This window comes from Roseateles sp. GW821-FHT03B02, from assembly GCF_059421025.1.
The window spans coordinates 249,382-265,205 of record NZ_JBWKUV010000002.1; the positions used below are offsets into that span (position 1 = coordinate 249,382).

Consider the following 15,824-nt stretch of genomic DNA (forward strand, 5'->3'; position numbering starts at 1 on the left):
TACCAGCCGTCGTGGTGAAATTGGTAGACACGCTATCTTGAGGGGGTAGTGGCGAAAGCTGTGCGAGTTCGAGTCTCGCCGACGGCACCAGACAATCGGCAGGTCTTCCGTTGATTCGGAAGGTCGGCCAAAGCGGCCTGTCGCTAGGTCTCCCGGAACGAATCTGGGGTGGCTGATGCAAGGTTCAAGGCGGGCGCGATCCGCGAGCGATATCTTTCGATTCGCTGGTGGCGCGCCTGTTTGCTTTTGTGGTCGGCTTGTAGAGCGACTGCGTTGACGAAGACGTTTCAGTCGACCAGAGAAGGCGCAAATGAATCTCGATCAATACCTGCCCGTCATCCTTTTCATCTTGGTCGGCGCAGTGGTCGGGATCGCACCCCAGGTGCTCGGCGCGCTGCTGGGCCCGAATCGGCCGGATCAGGCCAAGAACTCCCCCTACGAATGCGGCTTCGAGGCCTTTGAAGACGCGCGCATGAAATTCGATGTGCGCTACTACCTCGTTGCCATCCTGTTCATTCTGTTCGACCTGGAAATTGCTTTCCTGTTCCCTTGGGCTGTTGCGCTCAAGGAAATCGGTGCGACAGGCTTCTGGGCGATGATGATCTTCCTCGGCATTCTGGTCGTCGGCTTCGCCTACGAATGGAAAAAGGGCGCCCTGGACTGGGAATAAGCGTTCGCCGACACAAGCTGGGAATTCCAAATGGGTATTGAAGGCGTCTTGAAAGAGGGCTTTGTCACCACGTCGGTCGACAAGCTCATCAACTGGTCCAAGACCGGCTCACTCTGGCCGATGACCTTCGGCTTGGCCTGCTGTGCCGTCGAGATGATGCATGCGGGCGCCGCCCGCTACGACATCGACCGCTTCGGCATGCTGTTCCGTCCGAGCCCGCGCCAGTCCGACCTGATGATCGTTGCCGGCACGCTATGCAACAAGATGGCGCCGGCCCTGCGCAAGGTCTACGACCAGATGGCCGAGCCGCGCTGGGTGCTCTCCATGGGCTCCTGCGCCAATGGCGGCGGCTATTACCACTACAGCTACTCCGTCGTGCGCGGCTGCGACCGCATCGTGCCGGTGGACGTCTACGTGCCCGGTTGCCCGCCGACGGCCGAGGCGCTGCTCTACGGCATCCTGCAGTTGCAGGCCAAGATCCGCCGCGAAAACACCATTGCCCGCTGAGCGCCTAGGTATGAGCCTGAATCTCGAAACCCTGGCCCAGCAGATTGGGGCCGTCCTCGGCGAGCGCGTCGTGGAGTTGAAGAACGCCTTGGGCGAACTGACGCTGACCGTGCGCGCGGCCGACTATTTCGACGTTGCGACGACGCTTCGCGATCATCCTGAACTCAAGCTTGAGCAGTTGATCGACCTTTGCGGTGTCGACTACAGCAGCTTCGGCGACGGTGCCTGGGAAGGTCCACGCTACGCTGTCGTCAGCCATCTGCTGTCGGTCAGCAAGAACTGGCGCCTGCGCCTGAAGGTCTTCGCGACCGATGACGACTTTCCCTGCGTGGCTTCGGTCACCGAGGTGTGGAGTTCGGCCAACTGGTTCGAGCGCGAGGCATTCGACATGTACGGCGTCATCTTCGACGGCCACAACGACCTGCGCCGCATCCTGACGGACTACGGCTTCATCGGCCATCCGATGCGCAAGGACTTCCCGGTGTCGGGTCATGTCGAGATGCGCTACGACGCCGAGCAGAAGCGCGTGATCTACCAACCGGTCACGATCGAGCCGCGCGAAATCACGCCGCGCATCATTCGTGAAGACAAGTACGGCGGGCTCTGAACCATGGCCGAAATCAAGAACTACACGCTGAACTTCGGTCCCCAGCACCCGGCCGCTCACGGCGTGCTGCGCCTGGTGCTGGAGCTGGACGGCGAAGTCATCCAGCGCGCAGACCCCCACATCGGCCTGCTGCACCGCGCCACCGAGAAGCTCGCCGAGCAGAAGACCTACATCCAGTCGCTGCCCTACATGGACCGCCTCGACTACGTGTCGATGATGGCCAACGAGCATGCCTACTGCCTTGCCATCGAGAAGATGCTGGGCATCGAGGTGCCGATCCGCGCGCAATACATCCGCGTGATGTTCGCCGAAATCACCCGCCTGCTGAACCACCTGCTCTGGCTGGGTTGCCACGGCCTGGACTGTGGTGCGATGAACATCCTCATCTACTGCTTCCGCGAGCGTGAGGACCTGTTCGACCTGTACGAAGCGGTGTCGGGTGCGCGCATGCACGCCGCCTACTTCCGTCCGGGCGGCGTGTACCGCGACCTGCCGGACACGATGCCGCAGTACAAGGTCAGCAAGATCCGCAATGCCAAGGCGATCGCCCAGCTCAACGAGAACCGCCAGGGCTCGATGCTGGACTTCATCGACGACTTCTGTGCGCGCTTCCCGAAGAACGTCGACGACTACGAGACGCTGCTGACCGACAACCGCATCTGGAAGCAGCGCACGGTCGGTATCGGCGTTGTGTCGCCCGAGCGGGCGCTCAACCTCGGCTTTACCGGCGCCATGCTGCGCGGCTCGGGCATCGCCTGGGACCTGCGCAAGACCCAGCCCTACGACGTCTACGACAAGCTGGACTTCGACATTCCCATCGGCACCAATGGCGACACCTACGACCGCTACGTCGTGCGTGTGGAAGAGATGCGCCAGTCCAACCGCATCATCCAACAGTGTTCAGCATGGCTGCGTGCCAACCCCGGCCCGGTCATCACCGACAACCACAAGGTGGCGCCGCCAGCCCGCGTGGACATGAAGTCCAACATGGAAGAGCTGATCCACCACTTCAAGCTCTTCACCGAAGGCTTCCACGTGCCGGAAGGCGAGGCCTATGCAGCTGTTGAACACCCCAAGGGCGAGTTCGGCATCTACATGGTCAGCGATGGCGCCAACAAGCCCTACCGCCTGAAGATCCGTGCCCCAGGCTTCGCCCACTTGGCAGCGCTGGACGAGATGGGTCGCGGCCACATGATCGCCGATGCCGTGGCCATCATCGGCACGATGGACATTGTTTTCGGTGAGATCGACCGATGAGCAGCTACCAACTCTCCGACGCCACCCGCGCTCGCTTCGACCGCGAGGTCGCCAAGTACCCCTACGAACTGCGCCAGTCGGCCGTCATGGCCTGCCTGGCCATCGTGCAGCAGGAAGAGGGCTATGTCTCCCGCGCCGCGGAAGACGCGATCGCGGCTCACCTCGGCATGGCGCCCATCGCCGTGTACGAGGTGACGACCTTCTACAACATGTACAACCAGAAGCCGGTCGGCAAGTTCAAGCTGAACGTTTGCGCCAACCTGCCTTGCCAGCTGCGCGACGGCCAGAAGGCGCTGGACCACCTGTGCAGCAAGCTTGGCATCGAGCAGGGCGGCACGACGGCCGACGGCCTGTTCACCGTGCAGAAGAGCGAGTGCCTGGGCGCCTGCGCCGACTCGCCGGTGATGCTGGTCAACGACCGCCAGATGTGCAGCTTCATGACGATCGAGCGTCTCGACGAGCTCGTCGACGTGCTGCGCGCTGAAAGCTCGAAGGCCTGAGGAAGACGATGCTGGACCTCACCAAATTCCAAAGCACCGGCGCAGAGACCTGCTTCCACGGCCGCCACATCAGCCCGCAGATCTATGCGGACCTGAACGGCAAGAACTGGTCGATCAAGGACTACGAAGCCCGTGGCGGCTATGCGGCCTTGCGCAAGATCCTGGGCAAGGACGGCGGCGAAGGCCTGACGCCTGACCAGGTCATCGCCGAAGTCAAGACCTCGGCGCTGCGGGGACGCGGCGGTGCCGGCTTCCCCACGGGCCTGAAGTGGAGCTTCATGCCCCGCCAGTTCCCGGGCCAGAAGTACCTCGTCTGCAACTCGGACGAAGGCGAGCCGGGCACCTGCAAGGACCGCGACCTGCTGATGTTCAACCCGCATCAGGTCATCGAGGGCATGGCCATCGCCGCCTACGCGATGGGCATCACGGTTGGCTACAACTACATCCACGGCGAGATCTTCGAGGTCTACGAGCGCTTCGAGGCGGCGCTGGAAGAAGCCCGTGCCGCGGGCTATCTCGGCGACAACATCATGGGCAGCAGCTACAGCTTCCAGCTGCATGCCCACCACGGCTTCGGCGCCTACATCTGCGGCGAGGAAACGGCCCTGCTGGAATCGCTGGAAGGCAAGAAGGGCCAGCCGCGCTTCAAGCCGCCGTTCCCGGCCAGTTTCGGCCTGTACGGCAAGCCCACCACCATCAACAACACCGAGACCTTCGCGGCGGTGCCCTGGATCATCCGCAACGGCGGCCAGGCCTACCTCGAGATCGGCAAGCCCAACAACGGCGGCACCAAGCTGTTCTCGGTGTCGGGCGACGTCGAGAAGCCCGGCAACTTCGAGATTCCGCTGGGCACGCCGTTCTCGGTGCTGCTCGAGATGGCCGGTGGCGTGCGCAAGGGCCGCAAGCTCAAGGCCGTCATCCCCGGCGGTTCGTCCGCCCCGGTGCTGCCGGCCGAAGTGATGATGCAGTGCACGATGGACTATGACTCCATCGCCAAGGCCGGCTCGATGCTGGGCTCGGGCGCCGTCATCGTCATGGACGACTCGCGCTGCGCGGTGCAGAGCCTGCTGCGTCTGTCCTACTTCTACGCCCACGAGTCCTGCGGCCAGTGCACGCCCTGCCGCGAAGGCACGGGCTGGATGCACCGCGTGCTGGAGCGCATCTACCACGGCGAGGGCAGGGCAGAGGATATCGACCTGCTGAACTCGGTGGCCGACAACATCCAGGGCCGCACGATCTGCGCGTTGGGCGACGCCGCGGCGATGCCCGTGCGCGCCATGATCAAGCACTTCAAGCACGAGTTCGTGCACCTGATTGAACACAAGAAGCCCCTGGTGGCTCCGACCTGAGCGCCTAGGGAACACCCATCATGGTTGAAATCGAACTCGACGGTCAGAAGGTCTCGGTCCAGGAAGGCAGCATGGTCATGCATGCCGCCGAGAAGGCCGGCACCTACATCCCGCACTTCTGCTATCACAAGAAGCTGAGCATCGCGGCCAACTGCCGCATGTGCCTGGTGGACGTGGAAAAGGCGCCCAAGCCCATGCCCGCCTGTGCGACCCCGGTCACGCAGGGCATGATCGTCCGCACCAAGAGTGACAAGGCGATCAAGGCCCAGCAGGGCGTCATGGAATTCCTGCTGATCAACCACCCGCTGGACTGCCCCATTTGCGACCAGGGCGGCGAGTGCCAGCTGCAGGACCTGGCCGTGGGCTACGGCGCGGGAAAAAGCCGCTACTCCGAAGAGAAGCGCGTCGTCTTCCACAAGAACGTCGGCCCGCTGATCTCCATGGAGGAGATGAGCCGCTGCATCCACTGCACCCGCTGCGTGCGCTTCGGCCAGGAAATCGCCGGCCAGATGGAACTGGGCATGGCTCACCGTGGCGAGCACAGCGAGATCCAGACCTTCGTTGGCCGCACGGTGGACTCGGAGCTGTCGGGCAACATGATCGACATCTGCCCGGTCGGCGCGCTGACCAGCAAGCCCTTCCGCTACAGCGCCCGGACCTGGGAGCTGTCGCGCCGCAAGAGCGTCAGCCCCCACGATTCAACCGGTGCCAACCTGATCGTCCAGGTCAAGAACCACCAGGTTCTGCGCGTCGTTCCTTTGGAGAACGAGGACGTGAACGAGTGCTGGATCGCCGACCGCGATCGCTTCAGCTATGAGGCGCTGAACAGCGATGCGCGTCTGACGGCGCCCATGATCAAGCAGGGCGGCGCCTGGAAGCAGGTCGACTGGACGGTGGCGCTGGAATACATCGCCAACGGCCTGAAGACCATCAAGGGCGACCACGGCGCCAAATCCATCGGCGCGCTGGGCTCGGCCCACAGCACGGTCGAAGAGCTGCACCTGCTCACGCAGATCGTGCGCGGCCTGGGCAGCGACAACATTGACCATCGCCTGCGCCACAGCGACTTCGGCAACGTCGCAGCCGCTGGTCAAGCTCGTTGGCTGGGCACCAGCATCGCCAGCCTGTCCGAGCTGGACCGCGCCCTCGTCGTAGGCTCCAACCTGCGCAAGGACCACCCGCTGTTCGCCGCCCGCCTGCGCCACGCCGCGCGCCGCGGTGCCGCCGTGCATCGTGTCGGAGTCAGCAACGATGACTGGCTGATGCCGCTCGCCGGCTCGACCTCCGTCGCCCCGTCGAGCTGGGTGCAAGCCCTGGCCGACGTCGCTGCCGCCATCGGCAGCGGGGCACCGCTGGCCGGCACGGCCACCGACGAAGCCAAGGCCGTCGCCGCCAACCTGCAGTCGGGCCAGCGCAAGGCCATCCTGCTGGGCAACGCAGCGGCTGAACACCCGCAGGCCACCAGCCTGCTGGCGTTGGCGCAGTGGATCGGCCAGCAGACCGGCGCCAGCGTCGGCTACCTGACTGCCGCCGCCAACACGGTTGGCGCCCAGCTGGTGAAGGCCCAGCCGCAAGTCGATGGCCTGAACGCTGGCCAGATGCTCAACGGCACTTCGCTGAAGGCCGTGGTGCTGCTGAATACCGACCCGGTGCTGGACTCCGCCAACGCCGCCGCCGCCGCCAAGGCGCTGGACGCCGCCGAGATGGTCGTCGTGCTGAGCCCGTTCAAGAGCGGCCTCGAATACGCCGATGTGCTGCTGCCCATCGCACCGTTCACCGAAACCTCGGGTAGCTTCGTCAACGCCGAGGGCCGACTGCAGAGCTTCGTCGGCGTGGTGCGTCCGCTGGCCGAAACACGTCCGGCCTGGAAGGTGCTGCGCGTGCTGGGCAATCTGCTGGGCCTGCCAGGCTTTGACCAGGACAGCTCCGAGCAGGTGCGTGAACAGGCTCTGGGGGGCGACTTCACCGCCCGTCTGTCCAACACCGCCTCGGCCGCCGCGCAAGTCGCTGCGAAGGGCGAGGGCGTCGAGCGCTTCGCCAACCTGCCCATCTACGCGACCGACGCACTGGTGCGCAATTCCACGTCGCTGCAACTGACCACTGACGGCCGCGAAGCCGCTACGGTCGGTCTGCCTAGCAGCCTGTGGACGCAGCTCGGCCTGGCCGAGGGTGACCAGGTTCGCGTCGTGCAGGACGGCGGCGCCGCCCAGTTGCCGGCGCGCCTTGAAGCCGGCCTGCCTGCGGGCGTGGCCCGCGTGCCGTCCGGTCTCGCACAAACCGCCGCTCTGGGCGCCGCCTTCGGCACGCTTAGCATCAGCAAGGTCTGAGGGAGCAGACAAGAATGATCGACACCCTCTACCAACAAGGTGCCTCGTTGCTGGGTGGCCTGTGGCCCCTGGTCTGGAGCCTGCTGAAGATCATCGCGGTCGTCGCGCCGCTGATGATCTGCGTCGCCTACCTCACGCTGTGGGAACGCAAGGCCATCGGCTGGTCGCAAATCCGTCCGGGTCCGAACCGCGTCGGCCCCTACGGCCTGCTGACCCCCATCGCCGATGCGGTCAAGCTGATCTTCAAGGAGATCATCAAGCCCGCCGCCGCCAGCAAGGGCCTGTTCTTCCTCGGTCCCGTCATGACCATCATGCCGGCCCTGGCCGCCTGGGCCGTCGTGCCCTTCGGTCCGGATGCTGCCGTGGCCAACGTCAACGCCGGCCTGCTGTTCCTGATGGCCATCACCTCGCTGGAGGTCTACGGCGTCATCATCGCCGGCTGGGCGTCCAACTCGAAGTACGCCTTCCTGGGGGCGCTGCGCGCCTCGGCCCAAATGGTCTCCTACGAGATCGCCATGGGCTTCGCCCTCGTCGTCGTGCTGATGGTAACGGGCAGCCTGAACATGACCACCGTCGTGCAGGTGCAGGAGAAGGGCTACTTTGCCAGCATGGGCCTGAACATCCTCTCCTGGAACTGGCTGCCGCTGTTCCCCATCTTCATCGTCTACTTCATCTCGGGCCTGGCTGAAACCAACCGCCACCCGTTCGACGTCGTCGAAGGCGAATCGGAAATCGTCGCCGGCCACATGATCGAGTACTCGGGCATGTCGTTCGCGATGTTCTTCCTGGCCGAGTACGCCAACATGATCCTGGTGTCGGCCCTGGCCGTCGTCATGTTCCTGGGCGGCTGGAGCGCACCGATCTCCTGGAGCCTGTTCGGCATGCAGACGCCGGACTTCATCCAGCACACGATGGCGTTCTGGAACTGGGCCTGGCTGTTCGGCAAGACCTTCTTCGTCGTCACGATGTTCCTGTGGGTGCGCGCCACGTTCCCGCGCTTCCGCTACGACCAGATCATGCGTCTGGGCTGGAAGATCTTCATTCCCATCACGCTGATCTGGCTGGTCGTTGTCGGTGCCTGGATGCAGACGCCGTTCAACATCTGGAAGTGAGGCGGCGCCCATGACTGCAATCACGAATTTCGCGAAGACCTTCTTCCTCTGGGAACTGCTCAAGGGGATGAAGCTCACCGGCCGGCACTTCCTGTCGCGCAACATCACGATCCAGTTCCCGGAAGAGAAGACGCCGCTGAGCCCGCGCTTCCGCGGCCTGCACGCGCTGCGCCGCTACGAGAACGGTGAAGAGCGCTGCATCGCCTGCAAGCTCTGCGAGGCCGTCTGCCCCGCGATGGCCATCACCATCGAGAGCGACGTGCGCGCCGACGGCAGTCGCCGCACGACTCGCTACGACATCGACCTGACCAAGTGCATCTTCTGTGGCTTCTGTGAAGAGAGCTGCCCGGTGGACTCCATCGTCGAGACGAGCATCTTCGAATACCACGGCGAGAAGCGCGGTGACCTGTACTTCACCAAAGACATGCTGCTGGCCGTTGGCGACAAGTACGAGCCGCAAATTGCTGCGCAAAAGGAGGCGGACGCCAAGTACCGCTGATCGCTGACTGGCCACCGGCCGCAGCGGTCCAGCTCAGCTGGCCTGGATACGTATGGACATCACGACCATCCTCTTCTACGTCTTCTCCGGCATCCTGCTGGTGAGTTCGTTCCGTGTCATCACGGCGCGCAGCACCGTGCACGCGGCGCTCTTCCTGATCCTTTCCTTCTTCACGGCGTCCTGCATCTGGATGCTGCTGAAGGCCGAGTTCCTGGCCATTGCGCTGGTGCTCGTCTACATCGGCGCCGTCATGGTGCTGTTCCTGTTCGTCGTCATGATGCTGGACCTGAACACGGACAGCATGCGTGAGGGTTTCTGGAAACACCTGCCCGTCGCGGCCGTCATCGGTGCGCTGATCGCCTTCGAGATGGGCATCGTGCTGATGGGCGGCTTCCAGCTGTCCGACGCGCCGGTGGCTACCGCCGCCCAGATCAGCCAAGGCAACACCAAGCTGCTGGGCATCGAGATCTACACGAGCTACCTCTACCCGCTGCAGATCGCCGCCGTGCTCCTGCTGGTGGCCATCGTCGCCGCCATCGCGCTCACGCTGCGCCGCCGCAAGGACTCGCGCGCCATGGACCCGTCCGAGCAGGTCAAGGTCACCAAGGCCGACCGCCTGAAGATCGTGAAGATGGCGCCCACCGTGGCTGCCGCCCCCGCCGCACCCACCGAAGGAGGCCAGGCATGATCGGCGCCGCTGGACTGACCCTGGGCCACTTCCTGACGCTGGGCGCGATGCTGTTCGCGCTGTCGGTGATCGGCATCTTCCTGAACCGCAAGAACCTGATCGTGCTGTTGATGGCCATCGAGCTGATGCTTCTGGCGGTCAACCTGAACTTTGTCGCCTTCTCGCACTACCTGGGCGACATGGGTGGCCAGGTCTTCGTGTTCTTCATCCTGACCGTTGCGGCGGCCGAGTCGGCCATCGGCCTGGCCATCCTGGTCGTGCTGTTCCGCAACCGGGCCAGCATCAACGTCGAGGAACTCGACGCGCTGAAGGGTTGAGAAAAAGATGTCTGCACAACTCTCCCAGAACCTGCTGCTGACGGTGCCGCTGGCGCCGCTGGCGGGCGCCATCCTGGCCGGCTTCTTCGGCAAGACCATCGGCCGCCGTGGCTCGCACATGGCCACCATCCTCGGTGTGCTCGTGGCCTTCATCATCTCGGCGATGACGCTGTACAGCGTCGCCGTCGACGGTGCCCGCTTCAACGAGACGGTCTACGAGTGGATGACGCTCGGCGACCTGAAGATGGAAGTCGGCTTCCTCATCGATGGCCTGACGGCCATGATGATGGTGGTGGTGACCTTCGTGTCGCTGATGGTGCACATCTACACCATCGGCTACATGGAAGAGGACGACGGCTACCAGCGCTTCTTCTCCTACATCTCGCTGTTCACGTTCAGCATGCTGATGCTCGTCATGAGCAACAACATGCTGCAGCTGTTCTTCGGTTGGGAAGCGGTGGGCCTGGTGTCCTATCTGCTGATCGGCTTCTGGTACAAGAAGCCGACGGCCATCTTCGCCAACATGAAGGCCTTCCTGGTCAACCGGGTCGGCGACTTCGGCTTCATCCTCGGCATCGGCCTGCTGGTGGCCTATGGAGGCTCGCTGAGCTACGCCGAGACCTTCGCCAAGAAGGACCTGCTGGCGCAGATGCTGTTCCCGGGCACGGACTGGGCGCTGCTGACCGTCGCCTGCATCTGCCTGTTCATCGGCGCCATGGGCAAGTCGGCGCAGTTCCCGCTGCACGTCTGGCTGCCTGACTCCATGGAAGGCCCGACGCCCATCTCCGCGCTGATCCACGCCGCGACGATGGTGACGGCCGGCATCTTCATGGTGGCGCGCATGTCGCCGCTGTTCGAGCTGAGCGACACGGCGCTGAACTTCGTGCTGGTCATCGGGGCCATCACGGCCCTGTTCATGGGCTTCCTCGGCATCATCCAGAACGACATCAAGCGTGTCGTCGCGTACTCCACGCTGTCGCAGTTGGGCTACATGACCGTCGCCCTTGGGGCCTCGGCCTACTCGGTCGCGGTCTTCCACCTGATGACGCACGCGTTCTTCAAGGCCTTGCTGTTCCTCGGCGCTGGCTCCGTCATCATGGGCATGCACCATGACCAGGACATCCGCAACATGGGCGGTCTGCGCAAGTACATGCCCATCACCTGGATCACGTCGCTGCTGGGTTCGCTGGCCCTGATCGGCACGCCGCTGTTCTCGGGCTTCTACTCGAAGGACTCGATCATCGAGGCCGTGCACGCCAGCCATCTGCCAGGCGCACAGTTCGCGTACTTCGCCGTCATCGTCGGCGTGTTCGTGACCGCCTTCTACTCCTTCCGGATGTACTTCCTGGTCTTCCATGGCAAGGAGCACTTCCACCACAAGCCCTTCCCGGGCGAGCACGACCACCACGACGATGACCATGGCGATCATGGCCACGCGCATACGCCGCACGAGTCGCCCTGGGTCGTCACCGTGCCGCTGGTGCTGCTGGCCATCCCGTCGGTCGTCATCGGCTTCATGACCATCCAGCCGATGCTGTTCGGCGACTTCTTCAAGGACGCGATCCTCGTCAACCTGCACGCCCATCCGGCGATGGAGGAACTGGCCGAAGAATTCCATGGTGCCGCTGCAATGGCCCTGCACGGCCTGACGGCGCTGCCGTTCTGGCTCGCCCTGTCCGGTGTCGTCACGGCCTATGTTTTCTACATGGTCGCGCCGAGCATCCCGGCGACGCTGGCCAAGGTGCTGCGCCCCGTCATCGTCATCCTCGAGAACAAGTACTTCATGGACTGGTTCAACGAGAACGTGCTGGCTCGGCTGGCTCGTGCCATCGGCGTCGGCCTCTGGAAGGGCGGTGATGCCGGCCTCATCGACGGCCTCATCATCAACGGCTCGGCCAAGGTCGTGGGCGGCATCGCCGGCCTGGTGCGCCGCCTGCAGACGGGTTACCTGTACTGGTACGCCCTCGTGATGATCCTTGGCGTCACGGGGCTGATGACCTGGCAGCTCTGGCCCTATATCAAGCCCCAGTTCAACGCCCTGTTCGGGTTCTGAGCGAGAGGCGGAGAACAAGAATGTTGCTGAGTCTTGCGATTTTTCTGCCCATCGTCTGCGGCGCCTTGCTGCTGGCGCTCGGCCGCGACGAACAGGCGAACGCCACGCGCTGGATGGCGCTGGCAGCGGCGGTGGCGAGCTTCCTCGTCACGATTCCGCTGATCACCGGCTTTGACACGACGACCGCTGCGATGCAGTTCGTCGAAAACCAGGCCTGGATCGAGCGTTTCAACATCCACTACCACCTGGGCGTGGACGGCATCTCGATGTGGTTCGTGCCGCTGACGGCCTTCATCACTGTCATCGTCGTGATTTCGGCTTGGGAAGTGATCGAGACGCGCGTGAACCAGTACATGGGCGCCTTCCTGATCCTGTCGGGCCTGATGGTGGGTGTGTTCAGCGCGCTGGACGGCATGCTGTTCTACGTGTTCTTCGAGGCGACACTGATCCCGATGTACATCATCATCGGCGTCTGGGGTGGCCCGAACCGTGTCTACGCGGCCTTCAAGTTCTTCCTCTACACGCTGGCAGGCTCGCTGCTGATGCTGGTCGCGCTGCTCTACCTGTACTACCAGTCGGCCGGCAGCTTCGACATCCAGACCTGGCACAAGCTGCCGCTGGCGGGGGGCGCGCAGACCTGGTTGTTCTTCGCCTTCCTGGCTGCGTTCTCGGTCAAGGTGCCGATGTGGCCGGTGCACACCTGGCTGCCCGACGCCCACGTCGAGGCGCCCACCGGTGGCTCCGTCGTGCTGGCCGCCATCATGCTGAAGCTGGGCTGCTACGGCTTCCTGCGCTTCTCGCTGCCCATCGCGCCCGACGCCGCCCGTGAATGGTCCTGGCTCATCATCGCGATGTCGCTGATCGCCGTCGTCTACATCGGCCTCGTCGCGCTGGTGCAGAAGGACATGAAGAAGCTGGTGGCCTACTCGTCCATCGCCCACATGGGTTTCGTGACGCTGGGCTTCTTCATCTTCAACGAGCTGGGCGTGTCCGGCGCCATCGTGCAGATGATCTCGCACGGCTTCGTGTCGGGCGCCATGTTCCTGTGCATCGGCGTGCTCTACGACCGCGTGCACTCGCGTGAGATCGCGTCCTACGGCGGTGTCGTCAACACCATGCCCAAGTTCGCAGCCTTCGCCGTCTTCTTCGGCATGGCCAACTGCGGCCTGCCCGCCACGGCCGGCTTCGTCGGCGAGTGGATGGTCATCCTCGGCACCGTGAAGGCCAACTTCTGGCTGGGCGGCATCGCCGCGACGGCTCTGGTGTTCGGTGCGGCCTACACGCTGTGGATGATCAAGCGGGTCTACTTCGGCGACATCGCCAACGACGATGTCCGTGCGCTGACCGATATCAACAAGCGCGAATTCATCATGCTGGCCCTGCTGGCCGTGGCAACGCTGTACATGGGCCTCTATCCCAAGCCCTTCACCGACGTGATGCACAACTCGGTCACCGAGCTGCTGCAGCATGTGGCGGTCAGCAAGATCCCGGGCTGATCCGGAGCCGAGGCAAAACAATGAACGACATGAACTGGCTCGCGATCTATCCCGAAATCCTGCTGCTGGCGATGGGCTGCGTCGTCGCCCTGGTGGACCTCTGGGTCACCGACGAACAGCGCCGCCCGACCTACTGGCTGACCCAGCTGACGCTGGCCGTAGTGGCCGGTCTGCACTTCAGCTATTTCGATGCCGGCCTGACCACCTACGCCATGCAGGGCATGGTCGTCGCCGATCCCATGGGGCATCTGCTCGCCGGCTTCGCCTGCGTCGCCACGCTGATCACGCTGGTCTACGCACGCCCCTATGCTGCCTCGCGCGACATGCTCAAGGGCGAGCTATTCATTCTCAGCCTGTTCTCGCTGCTGGGCATCAGCGTCATGCTGTCGGCCAACAACTTCCTGGTCATCTACCTCGGCCTGGAACTGATGAGCCTGTCGCTCTACGCGCTGGTGGCCCTGCGCCGTGACCACGCCGTGTCGACGGAAGCCGCGATGAAGTACTTCGTCCTCGGCGCCCTGGCCAGCGGCTTCCTGCTGTACGGCCTGTCGATGATGTACGGCGCCACCGGCTCGCTGAGCATCCCCGAAGTCTTCGACGTCATCTCCAAGGGCGCGCCCAACCGCGCCGTGCTCGTGTTCGGCGTCGTCTTCGTCGTGGCCGGCCTGGCCTTCAAGCTGGGTGCCGCGCCCTTCCACATGTGGGTGCCGGACGTCTACCAGGGCGCACCGACCGCCGTCACGCTGCTGATCGGCGGCGCGCCCAAGTTGGCCGCCTTCGCCATTACCATCCGCCTGTTGGTGGAAGGCATGATCGGCCTGGCGGTGGACTGGCAGCAGATGCTGGTCGTGCTGTCCGTCATGTCGCTGCTGGTCGGTAACCTCGCCGCCATCGCACAGACCAACCTCAAGCGCATGCTGGCCTACTCCACCATCGCCAACATGGGCTTCATGCTGCTGGCCATGACGGCGGGCGTGGTCAACAACAACACGCTGTCGGCCGCCAACGCCTACAGCTCGGCCATGTTCTACGCCGTCACCTACGTGCTGACGACGCTAGGCACTTTCGGCATGGTCATCCTGCTGTCGCGCCAGGGCCATGAAGCGGAAGAGATCAAGGACCTGGCCGGCCTGGCCAAGCGCAGCCCCTGGTTCGCGCTCGTCATGACGCTGTTCATGTTCTCGCTGGCCGGCGTGCCGCCGACCGTCGGCTTCTACGCCAAGCTGGCCGTGCTGCAGGCGCTGGTGTCCACGCATGTGGATGCCTACCTCTACCTGGCCATCTTCGCGGTCGTCGTGTCGCTGATCGGCGCGTTCTACTACCTGCGTGTCGTCAAGGTCATGTTCTTCGACGAGCCGACCGACACCGCGCCCATCGCCGCGCCTGCCGACGTGCGCTTCGTCATGTCGCTCAACGGTGCCGCCATGCTGGTGTTCGGCCTGTTGCCCGGTGGCCTGATGGCCCTGTGCGCCCAGGCCATCGTCAAGGCCCTCGCGACCTGATCCGGCCGATGGACCAGTCTGCAGCGGTCTGGCTGGTCCTCGTCGCGGCCGTGGTGGCGGCCAACCTGCCTTATTTCAACGAGCGCCTCCTGCTCGTCGGCCCGCGCCGTTCGCCCAAGCCGGCGTGGTGGCGGCTGCTGGAGCTGGTGCTGATGGCGGCGCTGACCTTCGGCCTGGGCTCGCTGCTGGAGGCGCGCATCGGCCAGCGCCATCCGCAGGGCTGGGAGTTCTACGCCGCCGCAGCCTGCCTCTTCATCACGCTGGGCTTCCCCGGCTTCGTCTGGCGGTATCTGCGTCGTGGCAGAGACTGACGAGCATCTCGTCGAGCGCCAGCTCGAGTCCAGCCAGGTCTACCGCGGCCATTTCCTGGACGTCCGCCGCGACCGCGTGACGCTGCCCGACGGCAGCACCGCCAGCCGCGAATTCATCCGCCATCCCGGCGCCGTCATGGTCGTTCCGCTGCTGGACGACGGCCGCCTGCTAATGGAGCGCCAGTACCGTTACCCCATGGGCCGGGTGATGCTGGAGTTCCCGGCCGGCAAGCTCGACGCCGGCGAGGACCCGCTCGTCTGCGGCCAGCGCGAGCTGACCGAGGAGACCGGCTACCGCGCCGCCGAGTGGGCCTATGCCGGCGTGCTGCACAACGCCATCGCCTATTCGGACGAAGGCATCCACATCTACTTCGCTCGCGGCCTCTCGAAAGGCGTGCAGAAGCTGGACGCGGGCGAGTTCCTCGAACTCGTCACGCACAGCGCCGCCGAGCTTGACCAGCTCGCCGCCTGCGGCGAACTCACCGACGCCAAGACCCTCATCGGCCTGCTGTGGCTGCAGCGCTGGCAGCAGGGCGGCTGGCCGCTGGACTGGCAGCCCGCCTGAGCCCGGCGGGCGCCCCCGGTGGGGCGGGTTTCATCCGTGTTTCATCCCGTGCATGACCTCTGGC

16 protein-coding genes and 1 tRNA gene are annotated in these 15,824 nt (G+C 64.4%); all 17 read left to right on the forward strand.

The annotated features are described in order from the left end of the window. Positions 1-5 precede the first annotated feature (5 nt). The 17 genes from AC07VX_RS07435 (at position 6) to AC07VX_RS07515 (ending at position 15,760) form a co-directional block, all read left to right on the forward strand. A tRNA-Leu gene (locus tag AC07VX_RS07435) sits at positions 6-90 on the forward strand. Between the two features lie 220 nt (positions 91-310). Next, complete coding sequence (locus AC07VX_RS07440) at positions 311-670, forward strand: NADH-quinone oxidoreductase subunit A (protein ID WP_268150751.1); 360 nt, start codon at positions 311-313, stop codon at positions 668-670. 30 nt (positions 671-700) lie between these two features. Beyond that, positions 701-1,177 carry a NuoB/complex I 20 kDa subunit family protein gene (locus AC07VX_RS07445; RefSeq protein WP_046113908.1) on the forward strand — a complete coding sequence of 159 codons (477 nt, stop codon included), beginning with the start codon at positions 701-703 and terminating at the stop codon, positions 1,175-1,177. Positions 1,178-1,187: 10 nt separating this feature from the next. Next, entirely contained in the window at positions 1,188-1,784 is a 597-nt protein-coding gene (locus tag AC07VX_RS07450; RefSeq protein WP_493164115.1) for an NADH-quinone oxidoreductase subunit C, read from the forward strand. A 3-nt stretch (positions 1,785-1,787) separates the two neighbouring features. Further along, entirely contained in the window at positions 1,788-3,041 is a 1,254-nt protein-coding gene (locus AC07VX_RS07455; protein ID WP_493164116.1) for an NADH-quinone oxidoreductase subunit D, read from the forward strand. Beyond that, positions 3,038-3,541 (forward strand): NADH-quinone oxidoreductase subunit NuoE family protein, encoded by a 504-nt coding sequence (locus AC07VX_RS07460; RefSeq protein ID WP_493164117.1) that lies wholly within the window; start codon positions 3,038-3,040, stop codon positions 3,539-3,541. Before AC07VX_RS07455 ends, AC07VX_RS07460 begins: the two co-directional genes overlap by 4 nt. A gap of 8 nt (positions 3,542-3,549) precedes the next feature. Further along, entirely contained in the window at positions 3,550-4,890 is a 1,341-nt protein-coding gene (gene nuoF, locus AC07VX_RS07465; protein ID WP_493164118.1) for an NADH-quinone oxidoreductase subunit NuoF, read from the forward strand. A gap of 20 nt (positions 4,891-4,910) precedes the next feature. Continuing rightward, positions 4,911-7,217 (forward strand): NADH-quinone oxidoreductase subunit NuoG, encoded by a 2,307-nt coding sequence (gene nuoG, locus AC07VX_RS07470; RefSeq protein WP_493164119.1) that lies wholly within the window; start codon positions 4,911-4,913, stop codon positions 7,215-7,217. Between the two features lie 14 nt (positions 7,218-7,231). Beyond that, positions 7,232-8,329, forward strand: coding sequence for an NADH-quinone oxidoreductase subunit NuoH (nuoH, locus tag AC07VX_RS07475; protein WP_493164120.1), 1,098 nt, complete (start codon positions 7,232-7,234; stop codon positions 8,327-8,329). Positions 8,330-8,339: 10 nt separating this feature from the next. Further along, a complete protein-coding gene (gene nuoI, locus AC07VX_RS07480; RefSeq protein ID WP_119046407.1) occupies positions 8,340-8,828 on the forward strand; it encodes an NADH-quinone oxidoreductase subunit NuoI in 489 nt (162 codons plus the stop codon). A gap of 52 nt (positions 8,829-8,880) precedes the next feature. Next, positions 8,881-9,516 (forward strand): NADH-quinone oxidoreductase subunit J, encoded by a 636-nt coding sequence (locus tag AC07VX_RS07485; RefSeq protein ID WP_493164121.1) that lies wholly within the window; start codon positions 8,881-8,883, stop codon positions 9,514-9,516. Further along, on the forward strand, positions 9,513-9,833 hold the full coding sequence (gene nuoK, locus AC07VX_RS07490) for an NADH-quinone oxidoreductase subunit NuoK (protein WP_088481271.1): 321 nt from the start codon (positions 9,513-9,515) through the stop codon (positions 9,831-9,833). The genes AC07VX_RS07485 and nuoK overlap by 4 nt, the downstream gene beginning before the upstream one ends. 7 nt (positions 9,834-9,840) lie before the next feature. Continuing rightward, complete coding sequence (gene nuoL, locus AC07VX_RS07495) at positions 9,841-11,886, forward strand: NADH-quinone oxidoreductase subunit L (RefSeq protein WP_493164122.1); 2,046 nt, start codon at positions 9,841-9,843, stop codon at positions 11,884-11,886. A 20-nt stretch (positions 11,887-11,906) separates the two neighbouring features. Continuing rightward, complete coding sequence (locus AC07VX_RS07500) at positions 11,907-13,382, forward strand: NADH-quinone oxidoreductase subunit M (RefSeq protein ID WP_493164123.1); 1,476 nt, start codon at positions 11,907-11,909, stop codon at positions 13,380-13,382. Positions 13,383-13,402: 20 nt separating this feature from the next. Beyond that, complete coding sequence (nuoN, locus tag AC07VX_RS07505) at positions 13,403-14,884, forward strand: NADH-quinone oxidoreductase subunit NuoN (protein ID WP_493164124.1); 1,482 nt, start codon at positions 13,403-13,405, stop codon at positions 14,882-14,884. An 8-nt stretch (positions 14,885-14,892) separates the two neighbouring features. Beyond that, complete coding sequence (locus AC07VX_RS07510) at positions 14,893-15,195, forward strand: DUF2818 family protein (RefSeq protein WP_493164125.1); 303 nt, start codon at positions 14,893-14,895, stop codon at positions 15,193-15,195. After that, complete coding sequence (locus tag AC07VX_RS07515) at positions 15,182-15,760, forward strand: NUDIX domain-containing protein (RefSeq protein WP_493164126.1); 579 nt, start codon at positions 15,182-15,184, stop codon at positions 15,758-15,760. Before AC07VX_RS07510 ends, AC07VX_RS07515 begins: the two co-directional genes overlap by 14 nt. The last annotated feature ends 64 nt before the right edge of the window (positions 15,761-15,824 follow it).